Raw genomic sequence first — 14,385 nt, 5'->3', positions numbered from 1 at the left:
GCCGCCCCCCACGTGAGCAGGGGGCGGCCTTGATCAGCAATTGCTCAATGGATGGAGACCAGGGGAACCTTCGGCAACAAAGCCCGCGAAGTCGGAGGCCAATGGTTAATCTTACCCAGATGCCCCCCGGTTCTGTCAAGGAAGATGTCGGGAAAGCGAAACCTAGGCAGGAGCCTGATAAGGCAATGCAAAAAGCTGGGCCGCATTGGCACTGCTTTGTAGGCACACCTGCTCAAGGCTCTCACCCCTTAATTCAGCTACCCGCTCAGCCACATGGAGCACCATGGCCGGTTCATTTCGCTTGCCGCGCCTGGGCACGGGCGACAGGAATGGGCAGTCGGTTTCCACTAGGTAACGCGTTGCCGGCACCTGGCGGGCGCATTGGTGGGTTTCTTGGGCTTTTGGAAAGGTAACTGTGCCGCTGAAGCTGATAAATAAACCGAATTCCAGGAACAACTCCATCTCCGCGGCTGTTCCCCCCCAGCAGTGCATCACCCCGGATATGTGATGGCCCTTGCTTTTGCGGGATTGCAGTAAATCCACCATTTCCGCTGCCGCATCGCGGCAATGGATGATCACCGGCAACTGCAACTCTTCAGCCAAATTCAATTGAGCCGTGAGCATCTGCAACTGATCTTGCAAATTCGTAGCTCGATATAGATCAAGTCCTAGTTCACCTATGGCCACCACCCTGCTATCAGCAAGGGCCGCCTCCCTCAAAACATCAACCGTATTGCTTGCCCAATGCTGGGGATCGAGGGGATGAACGCCAACTGAATAGCGCAATTCAGGGAAGCGATCAGCTAGGGCTCTAATGCCAGGGATTTCAGCCGGTTCAACGCAGGCATGCAGCAGGGCGCAAACCCCAGCCTTGCGCCATCGCTCAGCCACTACCGCTAGGTCGTCGTCAAATTCCCTAAAAACGATGTGACAGTGGCTGTCGATTAGTGGCAGCAGGGGTTGAACCGTCACTTTTAAGGATCAAGAATATCTGATCCGATTATGGAATCAAACCGCTTTTGTTGGCGCAGCGAGTTCTTGTGTTGCTTTTTTTACCGCTGCACTCAAACGGGATTTTTGATTTGCACCGGTATTGCGATGCATCACACCCACTTTCACAGCCTTATCGATTTTGCTGAAGGCAGCGCTCAGTGAATCCTGCACAACCACTTTGGATTCAGCCCCGGGCTTGCTGCCGTAGGCCTCACAGGCGCTGAAGCAACGCTTCATCAGGGTGCGCAACGCAGATTTGTAGGTGCGGTTTTGCAACCTGTTGCGCTCAGCAATCTGGATGCGCTTCTCAGCAGACTTGTTATTGGCCACAGGGGGTTCTCGGCGCGGAACGGCAAACGAAAATCCTAGCGCCTTGCATACCCATCAAACGGTAGCTTGATTTACACAGCTCAATTACGCAGCCATGTTGCTGAAGCTACTAAGCGATCCAAGGGCAGCAGCCCCATTGCTGGTGGCCATTGAAAACCGCACAGAAAGCCCCAAATTGCAGGAGGTGCGTTTCACCGTTGATTCGATCATCGAACGGGTTAAACGAGAGGGCGACAAGGCGCTAAGGGATTACACCGAACGTTTTGATGGCGTAGCCATCAATGAATTGCGGGTGCCCCCAGAGGCCCTTGAGCGGGCATGGCAACTCACTCCCGCCCCTCTACAACAGGCGCTGCAGCTTGCAAATGAAAGGATCCGCGCTTTTCATCTTCAACAATTGCCAAACAACCTGGAGATAAATGGCCCCTACGGCGAAACGCTTAAACGTCGTTGGCGGCCGGTGCATCGGGCGGGCCTATACGTGCCAGGTGGCCGCGCCTCCTACCCAAGCACCGTATTGATGAACGCCATCCCTGCCCTAGTGGCCGGGGTAAAGCAGAGGGTGATGGTTACCCCACCGGGCGCCGATGGTGAAATCAATCAAACGGTTCTAGCGGCCGCCCACTTGGCCGGCATTGATGAGATCTACCGAGTTGGGGGCGCCCAGGCAATTGCAGCCCTTGCCTTTGGCACCGAGAGCATTGCTCAGGTTGATGTGATTACTGGGCCGGGCAACTTATATGTAACCCTGGCCAAAAAAGCAGTATTTGGGCGGGTTGGCATCGACTCCCTAGCGGGCCCAAGCGAGGTTTTAATCATTGCCGACGACAGTGCAGACCCAGTTTTGGTGGCCGCAGATCTACTAGCCCAAGCGGAACACGATCCCCTCGCAGCTGCCATCTTGCTAACCACCAGCCCGCAGCTGGCCCAAGCCGTGCCGCTTGAAGTTGAAAGGCAACTGGAAAACCACCCTAGGAAGGAACTAACCAGTGCTTCCATTCGAGATTGGGGCTTAGTAGTGCTCTGCAACAGCATTGAAGAGGCGGCAGAGTTATCCGATCGCTTCGCACCTGAACATTTAGAGCTACAAGTTAAAGATCCTGAAGCCCTGGCAGATCGCATTCAACAAGCTGGCGCCATCTTTTTGGGTAAATACACACCTGAAGCAGCTGGGGATTATTTAGCGGGGCCAAATCACACCCTGCCCACCTCCGGTACTGCTCGCTTTAGCGGTGCCCTAAGTGTTGAAACATTTATGCATCACACTAGTTTAATCGGCTTTAATCAGAGGGCATTGCAAGCAACCGGGCCAGCAATAATGGAGCTTGCCGCCAGCGAGGGGTTGCACAGCCACAGGGAATCCGTGCGGTTACGTTTAGAGATTAACCCTTAGCCAAATCTCTAACTCTCGGCATTCCATCAATAATTTCACCTACTAAAACTTGATCGGCGAGATTAATAAATAGGCCATTTTCCAGAACCCCCGGCAAGTTATTTATTGCTAATTCTAAATCAGCTGGTTCATTAATACCGCCTGCAAACTTCACGTCCAACACCAAATTACCCTGGTCGGTAACCACGGGGCCCGCCTTTTTTACAGCCATGCGCAGCTGAGCCTCACCGCCCATGCTGTTCAACTGGGCTTGCACCTGACGCCACGCCCCAGGCAACACCTCCACAGGCAATGGGAACTCAAGATTGAGGGTTTGCACAACTTTGCTGGCATCAACCACCACCACAAATCGCTCAGCCCTAACGGCTACCAGCTTTTCCTGCACATGGCAGGCACCACCACCCTTAATTAATTGAAAACCAGGATCTACTTCATCTGCGCCATCTATGGCCAAATCAATACGATCAACCGCATTTAGAGCCTGGAGCGGAATGCCTAACTCAGCGGCAAGCACCTCCCCCTGAAACGAGGTGGTAACACCAACTAAATCCTTTAAGCGGCCATCTTTCAGGCGGGCTCCCAGTTCTTTAATCATTAAAGCCGCGGTAGAGCCAGAGCCAAGCCCAAGCACCATCCCACTGCTGATTTGATCCACTGCGGCCAGAGCTACGGCCTGCTTCATCTGATCTTGCAGGGTTGTCATCGCTTCTTCTTTGGTTGGGCCGAACCTAGCAATGGAAGCTATTCGGCACCTCTTATCCCTGGGCCGCTGCTTCTGGCAGGGGTGCCGGACGAATGGGCAATTTCAGGCTTTCTTCACCGCGCAACACTTCTAAGTCCAACGCTTCACCAACCTTTGAACCCTCCACCACCGCCAATAAATCAGCAGGTGCATGAACTGGTTTTTGGCCGGCAGAGATAACCAAATCACCCCGATGAAGGCCCGCTTTTGCTGCAGGACTCTGGGGTAATACCTGTTGAACTAAGGCGCCATCCCGCTCAGGTAGCTGCAGGAGAGCATTGGGATCGGAATTATGGTCTCTGGCTTTGCTCGCCGTTAAGGGCACCAGTTGCAAGCCCAAATAGGGATGCACCACGGGAGTGCCCGTGGCCAAGCTTTGAGCCACCCCGCGGGCCAAATTAATCGGTATGGCAAAGCCCAATCCAGCACCAGGCCCAGCCCGCACAAGAGTATTGAGGCCAATCACTTCCCCTGCTTCATTTAATAGCGGCCCCCCTGAATTTCCTGGATTGATGGCGGCATCAGTTTGGATTAACTCCAATCTTTTATCGGTAAAGCCAAGGCTTGAAATATTGCGGTGCAAACTGCTAACAATGCCGAGTGTCACTGTGCTGTCTAGGCCGTAGGGATTACCCAAAGCGATGGCCCAATCCCCGGGAGCCAAATCATTCGAATCACCCAATGCAGCTGGTTTAAGACCTTTAGTGCCATCTGGAAGCCGCACTACTGCCAAATCAGTTACGGGGTCTGTACCCACAACAGCGCCATCGAGTTGACGTCCATCAGCAAGCGTTACCTGTACGCGGTCAGCCCCATCAACCACATGGTTATTGGTTAATACCAAGCCATCAGCTGAAATCAACACTCCAGAACCCTGACCATTTTCCCGGTGGCTACTGGGTAGATCTCCGAATAATTCCCGCAGCAAGGGATCTTCCAAACCTGGCTCAAAGCCGCGATTGCGAACCTCACGCTCGGTATCGATGCGAACCACCGCAGGGGCGGTTCGGGCAACAGCTTGGGCCACAAAACCATGCTCAGCAAAAGCTGGAGCTGGTTTCACCAAGGCAATCCCAAGGCAATAAATAATCGCTAAACAAACCCGCAGCAATTGTTTTAAAGCCAATACTGCATGAGCCTAGTTAGGCCAGCGCAGCAGTGTTTCACGCCAACTGCCGTCCCCTTCCAATTCTAAAAAACGGCCCCCACATTGATGGGGCAAACCCAAAGGGCACATTTGGGTGGGATTGAACTGGATCAAGCTTGATGGGCAACCAAGCAAAACGGTTTCAGCCCAAAGGTTGCGGCGATGCTGATGGATATGTCCCATCAAGACGATTTTCAGTGGTGCAAGATCGGCCAATGCAGTGAGCAAAGCGTCACCCTCCCGCTGATCTTCTGGGGGATGATGCACAGCCACAATCAAGGGATTTTTTTGTTTGCACAAGGCTGGTTGCTTTTTGCTCAAGGCAGTTGTTGCCCATTGCAGCTGGCTTTGCGAAACCCAACCATCAACCGCCCCAGGCCAGTGGCTATCCAAGATCAACAGGTTCCACTCGCCCAAAGAAATCAAAGCCGGAGCAACCTGGGCCGTTCGTGCTAAGCAACACCTCAATAACTGGGGATGGTCGTGGTTGCCGGCAAGGAGAGCCGTTGGCAAGGCAAATGCTTCTAAAACATCCCGCAGCATTCCATAGCCAGCCCAGCTTTCGTCTTGACACAAATCACCAGTTAGCAGCAATAAATCAGGTGGGCGTGGGATCTGGCTAAGGGCCATTTGTAAACCACGCTTAAAGTTCACCAGGGGTTGCACACCTCGATACCAGCCGCTGGGATTGGCCAGCAGGTGGGGATCGCTGAGCTGAAGCAAAGAAACGGTCATAAAAAAACCGTTATGGCCTGATAGGGGACTTAACCTTTAGGGATCAGCTTTTAAATCTTGGCTAACCCTGCCCAAGTCTGCCCTTTGTGTAATGCAACGATCGACCCAGCCTTGGGGTCGGCCAATGAAGTGCGCTTTAGCGCCGGTGCCAACGGCAGCCGGGCAAAACTATGGGCACGAGTATGCCAATACGCCCAGGAAAGGGGGGGATGCATTAATTCAAACCCCACCTTACGCAGTGAGCCAAACCCCACAGACTTCTACGGTGAAGCCCCTCCCATTGAGCTCAACCCTTAAGATCTTGATGTGCCCGGCAGGCATTCCAAAACCTTGAGCCCCTTGGCTAAAGGTTTTGGGCAATCGTTAATAACTTGCGATTGCGGGGCCGGGAGGCCCCTCGAGTTCCCTGCCCTTGGCCCATCCCCTAATTACCCCTCTTGAAAAGCTCGCGTCTAGCGTTGCTTCTCCAATGGGGTTTTGCATCGAAACCGTTGCTCTACATAGCCATCGCAACCCCCAAGCTTTAGTTATTGCATTGGCTAGAAGCAATGGCACTGGCATCAGCCTCGATGATTGCGCCACTTTCAGTGGTGCTTTCAGCGAAGCATTGGAATTGGAATCCCTAATCCCTGGGGCCTATGTTCTTGAAATAACCAGCCCTGGGGTGGGGGAAGTGCTTCAAGATGATCGGGACTTCCGCAGTTTTCGCGGTTTTCCTGTGAGTGTTCTGCATCGGGACAGCTCCGGCACTGAACTTCGCCGCGAGGGCTCCTTACTCGGCCGTGACGCCAAAGCAGTGGAGATCAATCTTCGGGGCCGAATTGTGCGAATTCCAATACCAGAGGTACTCGAAGTTCGCCTGAGTAGCCCCGAGACCTAAGCCCCTTTACATACCAATTTTTCTTTTCTTCCCACACTCCGAGAATTTTAGTTATGGCGCTCGTAATGCTGCCGGGTTTATCAACCCTAATCGACGACATCAGCGAAGAGAAAAAGCTACCTCCAAACGTTGTGGAAGCAGCATTGCGCGAAGCGCTATTGAAAGGCTATGAACGTTATCGACGCACGCTTTATTTGGGCATTAGTGAAGATCCATTTGATGAGGAATATTTTAGCAACTTCGACGTTGGTCTAGATCTAGATGAAGAGGGTTTTCGCGTTCTTGCTTCTAAAATAATTGTGGAAGAAGTTGAAAGTGAAGATCATCAAATAGCACTTGAAGAAGTTCAACAGGTTGCAGATGACGCACAACTTGGCGACACGGTTGTATTAGATGTAACCCCGGAAAAAGATGAATTCGGCCGCATGGCAGCCGCTGCCACCAAGCAGGTATTAGCCCAAAAGCTAAGGGATCAACAAAGACGAATGATCCAGGAAGAATTTGCAGACCTAGAGGATCCAGTACTCACTGCACGGGTTATACGTTTTGAACGACAGAGCGTAATTATGGCTGTTAGCAGCGGCCTTGGCAGACCTGAAGTGGAGGCAGAACTCCCCCGCAGAGATCAACTGCCAAATGACAACTATCGGGCTAATGCCACTTTTAAGGTATTTCTTAAAGAGGTTTCAGAAATTGCAAGGCGTGGCCCTCAAATGTTTGTAAGCCGCTCCAATGCAGGCCTTGTGGTTTATTTATTTGAGAATGAAGTACCTGAAATCCAAGAGGGTTCAGTGCGAATAGTTGCCGTTGCCAGAGAAGCGAATCCACCATCAAGAGCTGTGGGCCCTCGCACAAAGGTTGCTGTTGACAGCGTTGAGCGCGAGGTAGACCCGGTTGGTGCTTGCATTGGTGCCCGCGGCTCTCGAATTCAACAGGTTGTAAACGAATTGCGGGGTGAAAAAATTGATGTTGTTCGTTGGTCTGCTGATCCAGCTCAATATCTTGCCAATTCGCTCAGCCCTGCACGGGTGGAAATGGTGCGATTAGTAGATCCAGAAGGGCAACATGCCCATGTGCTTGTGCCGCCCGATCAACTCAGTTTGGCGATCGGCAGGGAGGGGCAAAATGTGCGGCTTGCCGCTCGCTTAACCGGTTGGAAAATAGATATTAAAAATTCAGCTGAATACGACCAACCCTCCGAGGACGAAAAAGTTGCTGAACTTATCGAATTGCGTCAAGAGGATGAACGTCAACAAGCTGAAGCTGAAGCGCGTTTAGAGGCGGAGCAAGCAACCCGCGCCGAAGAGGATGCACGTTTGCGTGAGCTCTATCCCATAGAAGAAGATTATCTCGAAGATGCCAATGGCGAAGAACAATCAACTGAGGTTCGGTGAACCCAATGGCCACTCTCCGACGCTGCATTTCCTGTCGTAGCATGGTTGATCGCCAGCACCTATGGCGAGTGGTGCGACTAGCGGGGGGCGCAGGTGTGCAGCTTGACCAGGGCATGGGCCGTTCGGCCTATCTCTGCCAAACGCAGCCATGCCTGGAAGATGCACGCAAACGGCGAAAATTACAACGGGCCCTACGGGTGAACGTTGAAGAAGCCGTTTACAGCACCCTCGCCGCAAGGCTGGGGCAGAGGGATTCGGCCTTTTCGGCAACCCTTCAGGCAATATGAATACCGTCCCGTCATTGTGACGGGCACGGAGGCACATGGTGCCCCGTCCATTGGAGACCTGCATGACGAGCGGCGGCAAAGTCCGGATCTATGAGCTATCGCGAGACCTTGGTCTCGACAACCGAGATGTGCTCGAGGCTGCGGAGAAGCTGTCGATTGCGGCGAAAAGCCACAGCAGCTCCATCAGCGATGGCGAAGCAGCCAAAATTCGCACCCTTTTAAAGGGCCAAGCGGCTCCAGCAGCCAGCAAAATCCTCACGGTTAAAAAAGCAACTGCCGATGGCCCCTCAGCACCAGTGGCTGTTGTGAGTGCCCCAGCCAAGCCAGTGGTGCCTGCCAAGCCAGTGGTGCCCGCCAAGCCTGTGGTGTTTGCCAAGCCGTGGTGCCCGCCAAGCCTGTGGTGCCTGCCAGGCCAGTGGTGGTCGCCAAGCCTGTGGTGCCTGCCAGGCCAGTGGTGGTCGCCAAGCCAGCGGCACCCGCCAAGCCAGTGGTGGTCGCCAAGCCAGTGGTGGTTCCCAAGCCAGTGGCCACGATCAAGCCTCCAGCGCCAAAGCCTGTGGTGATTTCAAAACCAGCAAGGCCCACAGCCGCACCGGGCAAATCGCAACCCAGTCGCCCCGGTCAAACAACCACCAGGGGTGGTGATCAAAACCGTCCAGCGGTACCCATGCGTGCCGCAGCGCCGCAACGCCCCCCTGCCCCACAAAGACCTGGCGCACCAGTTATCAGAGCGGGAGCACCAGCCCAACCCCGTCGCGGTGAACCCGACGGTCGCCCTCCAGCTTCATCGCTGGAATTGGTTGGTAAACCAATGCGACGGGATCCGGCCGCCCCTCCCACAAGGCCAGGGCCCAGCGCCATGCGTAAGCCTGTGGCACCTGGCGAATTGATGCAACTCCAGAAACCTGGAGCCCCACGGGGACCCGCCCCCGAGGGGCCTAGGCGCGTTGTACCAAGCAGGCCAGGCAGTGAAGCGCCAACACGCCCAGGGGCACCTACTGCGCCCAATGCGCCCCCCAAGCGGCCAGGATTTCGCCCAGCTGCTGCCCCAGGTACTGCCGCAGGCAAACCACGGCGCCCTGATTGGGACGACAGCGCCAAATTGGAAGCATTGCGGAGCCGCACGCCCCAAAAGCAACGCCAAAAAGTTCACATCATTGGTGAAAATGACGACTCCTTAACTGCTGAAACCAGTGGTTTTGCCGGAGAGCAGGAAGCAGTTGTGCTTCAAGCCAGTCTTGCAAGACCCAGCAAACCAAGGGTTTCGCCCAGCAGTGGGGGAGCAAAACCAGTTGCTTTACGCCGCCGCAAAAAAGAAACCACCCGTCAAAGGCAACGGCGCCGGGCAATGGAATTGCGTGCCGCCCGTGATGCCAAACAGGTAAGGCCTGAGATGCTTGTTATTCCTGAGGGAAATCTCACCGTTCAGGAATTAGCAGACATGCTTAGTGTTGAGAGTTCCGAAATTATTAAATCCCTATTTTTCAAGGGAATTATTGCCACTGTTACCCAAACCCTCGACCTCTCAACAATCGAGACAGTATCCGAGGAATTTGGTGTTCCTGTTCTTCAAGACGATGTTGAAGAAGCGGCAAAGAAAACCGTAGAAATGATCGAGGCAAGCGACCTTGAGCACCTAATTCGCAGGCCGCCGGTGGTAACGGTGATGGGCCACGTAGACCACGGTAAAACCAGCCTTCTTGATGCGATTAGAAAAACCCGTGTGGCCGCAGGTGAAGCTGGTGGCATCACCCAACATATCGGTGCCTATCAGGTGGATGTACCCCACGGGGATGAACAGCGCACAGTTACTTTCCTAGATACCCCTGGCCACGAAGCCTTCACGGCCATGCGGGCTCGAGGCACAAAGGTAACCGACGTTGCCGTGTTGGTGGTTGCAGCAGACGACGGCGTACGACCCCAAACCCTTGAAGCAATTAGCCATGCTCGAGCGGCTGAAGTTCCTATTGTGGTGGCCATCAACAAGGTTGATAAAGAAGGCGCCCAACTTGATCGAGTAAAACAAGAACTTTCGGATCAAAATCTCCTGCCAGAAGATTGGGGTGGTGACACTGTGATGGTGCCCGTAAGTGCACTTAAAGGAACCGGAATTGATTCCCTTTTGGAAATGATTCTTTTAGTTACCGAGGTAGAAGATCTAAAGGCAAATCCAGATCGAATGGCCAAGGGAACTGTTATCGAAGCCCACCTCGATAAAGCCAAGGGTCCTGTGGCCACACTCCTAATTCAAAACGGCACCTTGCGTCCTTCGGATGTTTTGGCGGCAGGCCCGGTATTGGGCAAGGTGAAAGCGATGGTAGACGACACTGGCAAACGGGTAAAACAGGCTGGTCCCTCATCGGCAGTTGAGGTGCTGGGCTTCAGTGAGGTGCCGGCAGCAGGGGATGAATTTGAGGTTTATACCGATGAGAAAGCAGCCAGGGCAGTGGTTGGTGATCGCGCCAGCGAAGCCAGAGCCACCCGTTTGGCCCAGCAGATGGCATCAAGGCGGGTATCACTTACTTCGATGTCTGGCCAAGCAAGCGAAGGTGAACTCAAGGAGCTCAACTTAATACTTAAGGCTGATGTTCAAGGTAGTGTTGAGGCAATTCTTGGCATGCTTGAACAACTGCCCCAAGGGGAGGTTCAAGTGCGAGTTCTACTCTCCGCCCCCGGTGAAATCACCGAAACAGATGTGGATTTAGCCTTTGCATCTGGTGCCGTAATTATTGGCTTCAACACCTCTTTAGCATCTGGAGCTAAACGGGCTGCGGAAGCAGCTGGGGTTGATGTTCGCGATTACGATGTTATCTACAAACTTCTAGAGGATATTCAGCTTGCCATGGAAGGCCTGCTGGAACCTGAATTGGTGGAACAACCCCTTGGCGAAGCTGAAGTGCGGGCAGTATTCAGCATCGGTAAGAGCGCAGTTGCTGGTTGCTATGTAACCAGTGGTAGCTTGCAAAGAAACTGTAAATTCCGCCTATTCCGCGGTAAACAACAGGTTTATGCCGGCGATCTTGATTCACTAAAACGTGTTAAAAATGATGTTAAAGAAGTAAATACAGGCTTTGAATGTGGCATCGGCTGCGATCGGTTTGCCGATTGGCAAGATGGTGATCGCATAGTGGCTTACAAAATGGTCACCCAACGCCGCACCCTTAGTAGCTAATGGCTGCTTGGCTGCCGCTGCTCAGCCTTGGCTTGCTCCCGTTGGAATTGTTGCTGCTGCAACTAATACTTGCCGCAAGCGATCCGGGGCCAGCGCCAAAGTTAGAAATACTTTTGCTGTGGGCAGTTGCTATTTTGCTGCCTCAAATTCTAAGCGGATTAAATAAACTGTTGTTATTTAGTACTGCCCTAATTCAATTGCCAATTTTGATCTGGTTTGATCAACGGGCTGGGTCATTTAATCAGCTCACCCCTTGGCAAGGGCAAAGCCGCACCGAAAGCTTGCTTTGGGCTTTTGGTTTACTACTGCTAATTCAATGGCAATTCCGCCCGCTTTTACGTTTCGCGATTGCGATCAAACCAGATCAAAACAGCACTGAGCAACAAAGCAGCCACTTGGATGCCGAGATCCGTGAGGGGGACCAAACCACCGCTGGCACCGCGCATAGCCATGGTGGCGGCTCCAACTGCGGCGGAGGCGAAAAGGGCAAACCAGAGGGCCCTGCGCAGGCTTCTCCAGGGGGTGCGAGCCTCTTGGAGTAGCCGTTTGCGTAACTCTGGATCTAAGCGAGAAGGATCTGTCATTGGAAAATTGATTGCTTTTGCGATGCTAATTTGGCTGTTATGCCGGTGTAGCTCAGGGGTAGAGCAACTGATTCGTAATCAGTAGGTCGCAGGTTCAAATCCAGTCACCGGCTTATAGAAAACATGCCTTCAAATGAAACCAAGCTATCAATTGAGAATTGGTTTAGCCGGTTTGGGTCGATTTGGCATCATGCATGCCAAGGTATTGAGCTCAATGGCAAATGTTGAATTATTAGCTATTGCTGAAACACGCCCCGAACAACTAGAGGAAATTGGTGAGCTTTATGGTGTTAAATGTCGATACAAAGAAGCAGAAGAACTAATCAAGGATCCTGATCTTGATGCAATCGTAATAGTAACCCCCAACGATCAACATGAGCAACATTGCTTGCAAGCACTTGCCACAGGCAAACCTGTATTCATAGAAAAACCACTTGCCTCAAATTACAAAAATGCTCAAAACTTAAAACAGGCTGCCGAAAATAGTGGCTCAATACTACAGGTTGGCCTCATATTAAGATATGAACTTAATCACAGAATTATCCATCAGCAAATCCATCAAAAAGATCTTGGTGAGCTGATTTCCATCCGCACTAAACGGAATTTAAGCCGTTCTTGGTTTACAGCAACGGCAGAGAAAGTACACACCATTTACGAATCATCAATTCATGATCTAGATTTATTACTATGGCTCACAGGAAGCAAACCAATTAGTGTTTTTGCCCATGAGCGCCGATTGGGCAATTACTTATCACCAGAGGCCTGCATTGCCCTGATAAAGTTTGAAAATGGCTGCATTGGCATTACAGAAACCAGCTGGTTTGTTCCCCCAGGGGCGCCGGCGAATGTTACCACTAGCAACTGGAACGGCTGCATTGATGCCGAATTAGTGGTTGTGGGCAGCAACAAAACAGTGCAGCTGAGATCACTAGATAGCCCCTTAAAAATATGGGATTCATCGGGAACCAGCTCACCAGATAGCATTCTGTGGCCGGAATATAACGGTAGGATTTATGGAGCATTGCGAGAAGAATTAGATGATTTCGTGAAGTGCGCAAGCCAGGGGGTTGAATCAGAAACAGCTAATCTTGAACATGCCATAAATGGCCTGCAACTGGCAGATGCGATTATTGAATCGGCTCGCATTGGCACTCCGATTATCATGAACCAGCAAAGCGGCTAAGCATTAATACTCTCAATTGCCAGCTGGATTTGTTTCAATCGCAATTCTGAATCACCCACTAATTCGATCAACTTGAGCTTTTCAAAGGCTGGCAACAGATCAAACAAGCCATCTCTATATATCTGCTTAAAGATCATATCCACGCTATTGCGATATTCCAGGTCGGGAGGCCTGATTCCGTCATCCTCCATGGGCACGGGCCACTGCTCAGAAATAGGTATAAAAGCAAGAATGTCAAGATGATCCAAAGATTCTCGAACAGCATCTACCATCGTTAGCACAAACTCCTTATCTATATCCGTTGTGGCTTGGAATGCGGTGTATTGAGAATAGGCAAGATAGTCAATCGGACAGCGATCAAATATCACATTGCATTCACTGGAATCATATCTATGCAACCTGCTAATACTATAGAATAGTTGCAAGCCATTATGCAACCTGGTTGACTTGTCTTGAAAGGCAATTTCATAGGGACCATTAAAAGATAGAACCCTATAGGGCTCATCCTCCCATAAATAATCAGGATTGGAATGAAGCCAGTCCCTAACCACTGTTGATTTACCGAGCGAATGGGAACCAGAAATTGCAATGCGCATAATTTTCTAATTAAGCCTGCAGAAACCCTCGGGCGGCAGCCCGGCCCATAACAATAGCTCCGGCCAGCAGCTCACCTGCTCAAATATCCATTCATGGCCAGCACTATTGCAATGGATCCCATCACTGCAAAGACGTTTAGACCATTCCAATGGCACATTTTCAGTGGCGCTTATCTCTCCATCCCAAAGCCTTAGAAATGGCACATTTGCCCCTAAACAAGCTTCCTCAATTAGACGATTATAAAGATCCAGATCACGATTTAAATACCATAAACAATTAGCAAAAGGCATCACCGCTTCATTAACTGGCGTTAGCCCCACCACGAAAACCGGCGCCAAACATTTTGCATTTATCAACAGCTGCTCAAAGCCAAATAGGAAAGCAGCAGGATCTAATTGCTGCCTGCCGTCACATCTACCTATGCGGGCAGCATCATTAATCCCAACAGCAATCAACATGCCTTGGGGCTTTTGACGACGCAACTCTCCGCGGACCATGAACTCATTGTTGAGCCGATTACTGAGGCGTTCAAGACCATCGCCTCTCACTCCAAGGTTATATAAAACTGGCGCCTGCAACCTGGGCATCCAATGGCGGCGTAAGCGCTCCACCCAACCGCCACCTTCGCTATCGCCCCAGCCGAAGACGCCACTATCACCAAATGCAATAAATTTCGCCGCAGTTTTCATCCTGCCCTGCAGAAGTAGGGGTAACCATTAAAAAGCCCCCGCGTTAGCGGGGGCGATTTCTATTCCTCTAATTAAGCGTTTGCTTAGTTAGTGATCAACCGATTGCAGGGGCGGTTAGGGCTACAGGAGCGCTTTCAGCTGCTGCAAGGTCGAGGGGGAAGTTGTGAGCATTGCGCTCGTGCATTACTTCCATACCCAAACCAGCGCGGTTCAAGATGTCAGCCCAGGTATTTAGCACACGGCCCTGGGAATCCAGGAT

The 14,385-nt window shown here is 51.9% G+C and carries 14 protein-coding genes, 1 tRNA gene and 2 pseudogenes; 8 read left to right on the top strand and 9 right to left on the bottom strand.

Features of this window, described 5'->3' with window-relative positions:
* Window positions 1–162: 162 nt before the first annotated feature.
* Together C7K08_RS04745 and rpsT are read right to left on the bottom strand one after the other, a co-directional pair.
* Window positions 163–972 carry a TatD family hydrolase gene (locus tag C7K08_RS04745; protein WP_106499503.1) on the bottom strand — a complete coding sequence of 270 codons (810 nt, stop codon included), beginning with the start codon at window positions 970–972 and terminating at the stop codon, window positions 163–165.
* Window positions 973–1,008: 36 nt separating this feature from the next.
* A complete protein-coding gene (gene rpsT / locus C7K08_RS04740; RefSeq protein WP_106499502.1) occupies window positions 1,009–1,323 on the bottom strand; it encodes a 30S ribosomal protein S20 in 315 nt (104 codons plus the stop codon).
* 94 nt (window positions 1,324–1,417) lie between these two features.
* Here rpsT and hisD point away from each other — a divergent pair, with 94 nt between their 5' ends.
* Window positions 1,418–2,716, top strand: a complete 1,299-nt coding sequence (gene hisD / locus C7K08_RS04735; protein WP_106499501.1) for a histidinol dehydrogenase — start codon at window positions 1,418–1,420, stop codon at window positions 2,714–2,716.
* Here hisD and rpiA read toward each other — a convergent pair.
* Genes rpiA through C7K08_RS04720 form a run of 3 tightly spaced genes read right to left on the bottom strand, consistent with a single transcriptional unit; the run spans window position 2,706 to window position 5,340 of the window.
* Complete coding sequence (rpiA, locus tag C7K08_RS04730) at window positions 2,706–3,419, bottom strand: ribose-5-phosphate isomerase RpiA (protein WP_106499500.1); 714 nt, start codon at window positions 3,417–3,419, stop codon at window positions 2,706–2,708. The two genes, hisD and rpiA, sit on opposite strands and share 11 nt — an antisense overlap.
* 52 nt (window positions 3,420–3,471) lie before the next feature.
* Complete coding sequence (locus C7K08_RS04725) at window positions 3,472–4,584, bottom strand: trypsin-like peptidase domain-containing protein (protein ID WP_390625593.1); 1,113 nt, start codon at window positions 4,582–4,584, stop codon at window positions 3,472–3,474.
* Between the two features lie 12 nt (window positions 4,585–4,596).
* On the bottom strand, window positions 4,597–5,340 hold the full coding sequence (locus C7K08_RS04720; protein ID WP_106499499.1) for a metallophosphoesterase: 744 nt from the start codon (window positions 5,338–5,340) through the stop codon (window positions 4,597–4,599).
* Between the two features lie 57 nt (window positions 5,341–5,397).
* Here C7K08_RS04720 and nblD point away from each other — a divergent pair, with 57 nt between their 5' ends.
* From nblD to infB, 5 genes and pseudogenes are all read left to right on the top strand, one after another.
* Window positions 5,398–5,637 (top strand): NblD family protein, encoded by a 240-nt coding sequence (nblD, locus tag C7K08_RS04715; RefSeq protein ID WP_206603813.1) that lies wholly within the window; start codon window positions 5,398–5,400, stop codon window positions 5,635–5,637.
* A 115-nt stretch (window positions 5,638–5,752) separates the two neighbouring features.
* On the top strand, window positions 5,753–6,220 hold the full coding sequence (locus C7K08_RS04710) for an LSm family protein (RefSeq protein ID WP_106499497.1): 468 nt from the start codon (window positions 5,753–5,755) through the stop codon (window positions 6,218–6,220).
* Window positions 6,221–6,273: 53 nt separating this feature from the next.
* Window positions 6,274–7,614: a transcription termination factor NusA gene (gene nusA / locus C7K08_RS04705; protein ID WP_106499496.1), complete on the top strand. Its 1,341-nt coding sequence runs from the start codon at window positions 6,274–6,276 to the stop codon at window positions 7,612–7,614.
* 5 nt (window positions 7,615–7,619) lie between these two features.
* Entirely contained in the window at window positions 7,620–7,901 is a 282-nt protein-coding gene (locus C7K08_RS04700; protein WP_106499521.1) for a YlxR family protein, read from the top strand.
* 62 nt (window positions 7,902–7,963) lie between these two features.
* A pseudogene (infB, locus tag C7K08_RS16725) lies at window positions 7,964–11,073 on the top strand (translation initiation factor IF-2).
* A 335-nt stretch (window positions 11,074–11,408) separates the two neighbouring features.
* Here the strand turns inward: infB and C7K08_RS04690 are convergent.
* Complete coding sequence (locus C7K08_RS04690) at window positions 11,409–11,657, bottom strand: DUF3493 domain-containing protein (RefSeq protein WP_106499495.1); 249 nt, start codon at window positions 11,655–11,657, stop codon at window positions 11,409–11,411.
* Window positions 11,658–11,698: 41 nt separating this feature from the next.
* Between C7K08_RS04690 and C7K08_RS04685 the strand changes: the two genes are divergently transcribed.
* Window positions 11,699–11,770: transfer RNA gene (locus C7K08_RS04685), tRNA-Thr, on the top strand.
* Between the two features lie 20 nt (window positions 11,771–11,790).
* Complete coding sequence (locus C7K08_RS04680) at window positions 11,791–12,840, top strand: Gfo/Idh/MocA family protein (RefSeq protein ID WP_106499494.1); 1,050 nt, start codon at window positions 11,791–11,793, stop codon at window positions 12,838–12,840.
* Here the strand turns inward: C7K08_RS04680 and C7K08_RS04675 are convergent.
* From C7K08_RS04675 to C7K08_RS04665, 3 genes and pseudogenes are all read right to left on the bottom strand, one after another.
* Window positions 12,837–13,436, bottom strand: coding sequence for an AAA family ATPase (locus tag C7K08_RS04675; RefSeq protein WP_106499493.1), 600 nt, complete (start codon window positions 13,434–13,436; stop codon window positions 12,837–12,839). The two genes, C7K08_RS04680 and C7K08_RS04675, sit on opposite strands and share 4 nt — an antisense overlap.
* A 6-nt stretch (window positions 13,437–13,442) precedes the next feature.
* A complete protein-coding gene (locus C7K08_RS04670; RefSeq protein WP_106499492.1) occupies window positions 13,443–14,126 on the bottom strand; it encodes a GDSL-type esterase/lipase family protein in 684 nt (227 codons plus the stop codon).
* A gap of 94 nt (window positions 14,127–14,220) precedes the next feature.
* A pseudogene (locus C7K08_RS04665) lies at window positions 14,221–14,385 on the bottom strand (photosystem II q(b) protein); the annotation flags it as partial.

The organism is Synechococcus lacustris str. Tous (assembly GCF_003011125.1).
GTDB classification, from domain to species: Bacteria; Cyanobacteriota; Cyanobacteriia; order PCC-6307; family Cyanobiaceae; genus Synechococcus_D; species Synechococcus_D lacustris.
Note: the sequence above shows the minus strand (reverse complement) of the source record. Positions and strands in the feature narration are given on the sequence as shown.

Coding starts and splice junctions, on each gene's coding strand:
- hisD (WP_106499501.1), top strand. CDS start 1,418: ATGTTGCTGAAGCTACTAAGCGATCCAAGGGCAGCAGCCCCATTGCTG.
- rpiA (WP_106499500.1), bottom strand. CDS start 3,419: ATGACAACCCTGCAAGATCAGATGAAGCAGGCCGTAGCTCTGGCCGCA.
- C7K08_RS04720 (WP_106499499.1), bottom strand. CDS start 5,340: ATGACCGTTTCTTTGCTTCAGCTCAGCGATCCCCACCTGCTGGCCAAT.
- nusA (WP_106499496.1), top strand. CDS start 6,274: ATGGCGCTCGTAATGCTGCCGGGTTTATCAACCCTAATCGACGACATC.
- C7K08_RS04700 (WP_106499521.1), top strand. CDS start 7,620: ATGGCCACTCTCCGACGCTGCATTTCCTGTCGTAGCATGGTTGATCGC.
- C7K08_RS04690 (WP_106499495.1), bottom strand. CDS start 11,657: ATGACAGATCCTTCTCGCTTAGATCCAGAGTTACGCAAACGGCTACTC.
- C7K08_RS04680 (WP_106499494.1), top strand. CDS start 11,791: ATGAAACCAAGCTATCAATTGAGAATTGGTTTAGCCGGTTTGGGTCGA.
- C7K08_RS04675 (WP_106499493.1), bottom strand. CDS start 13,436: ATGCGCATTGCAATTTCTGGTTCCCATTCGCTCGGTAAATCAACAGTG.
- C7K08_RS04670 (WP_106499492.1), bottom strand. CDS start 14,126: ATGAAAACTGCGGCGAAATTTATTGCATTTGGTGATAGTGGCGTCTTC.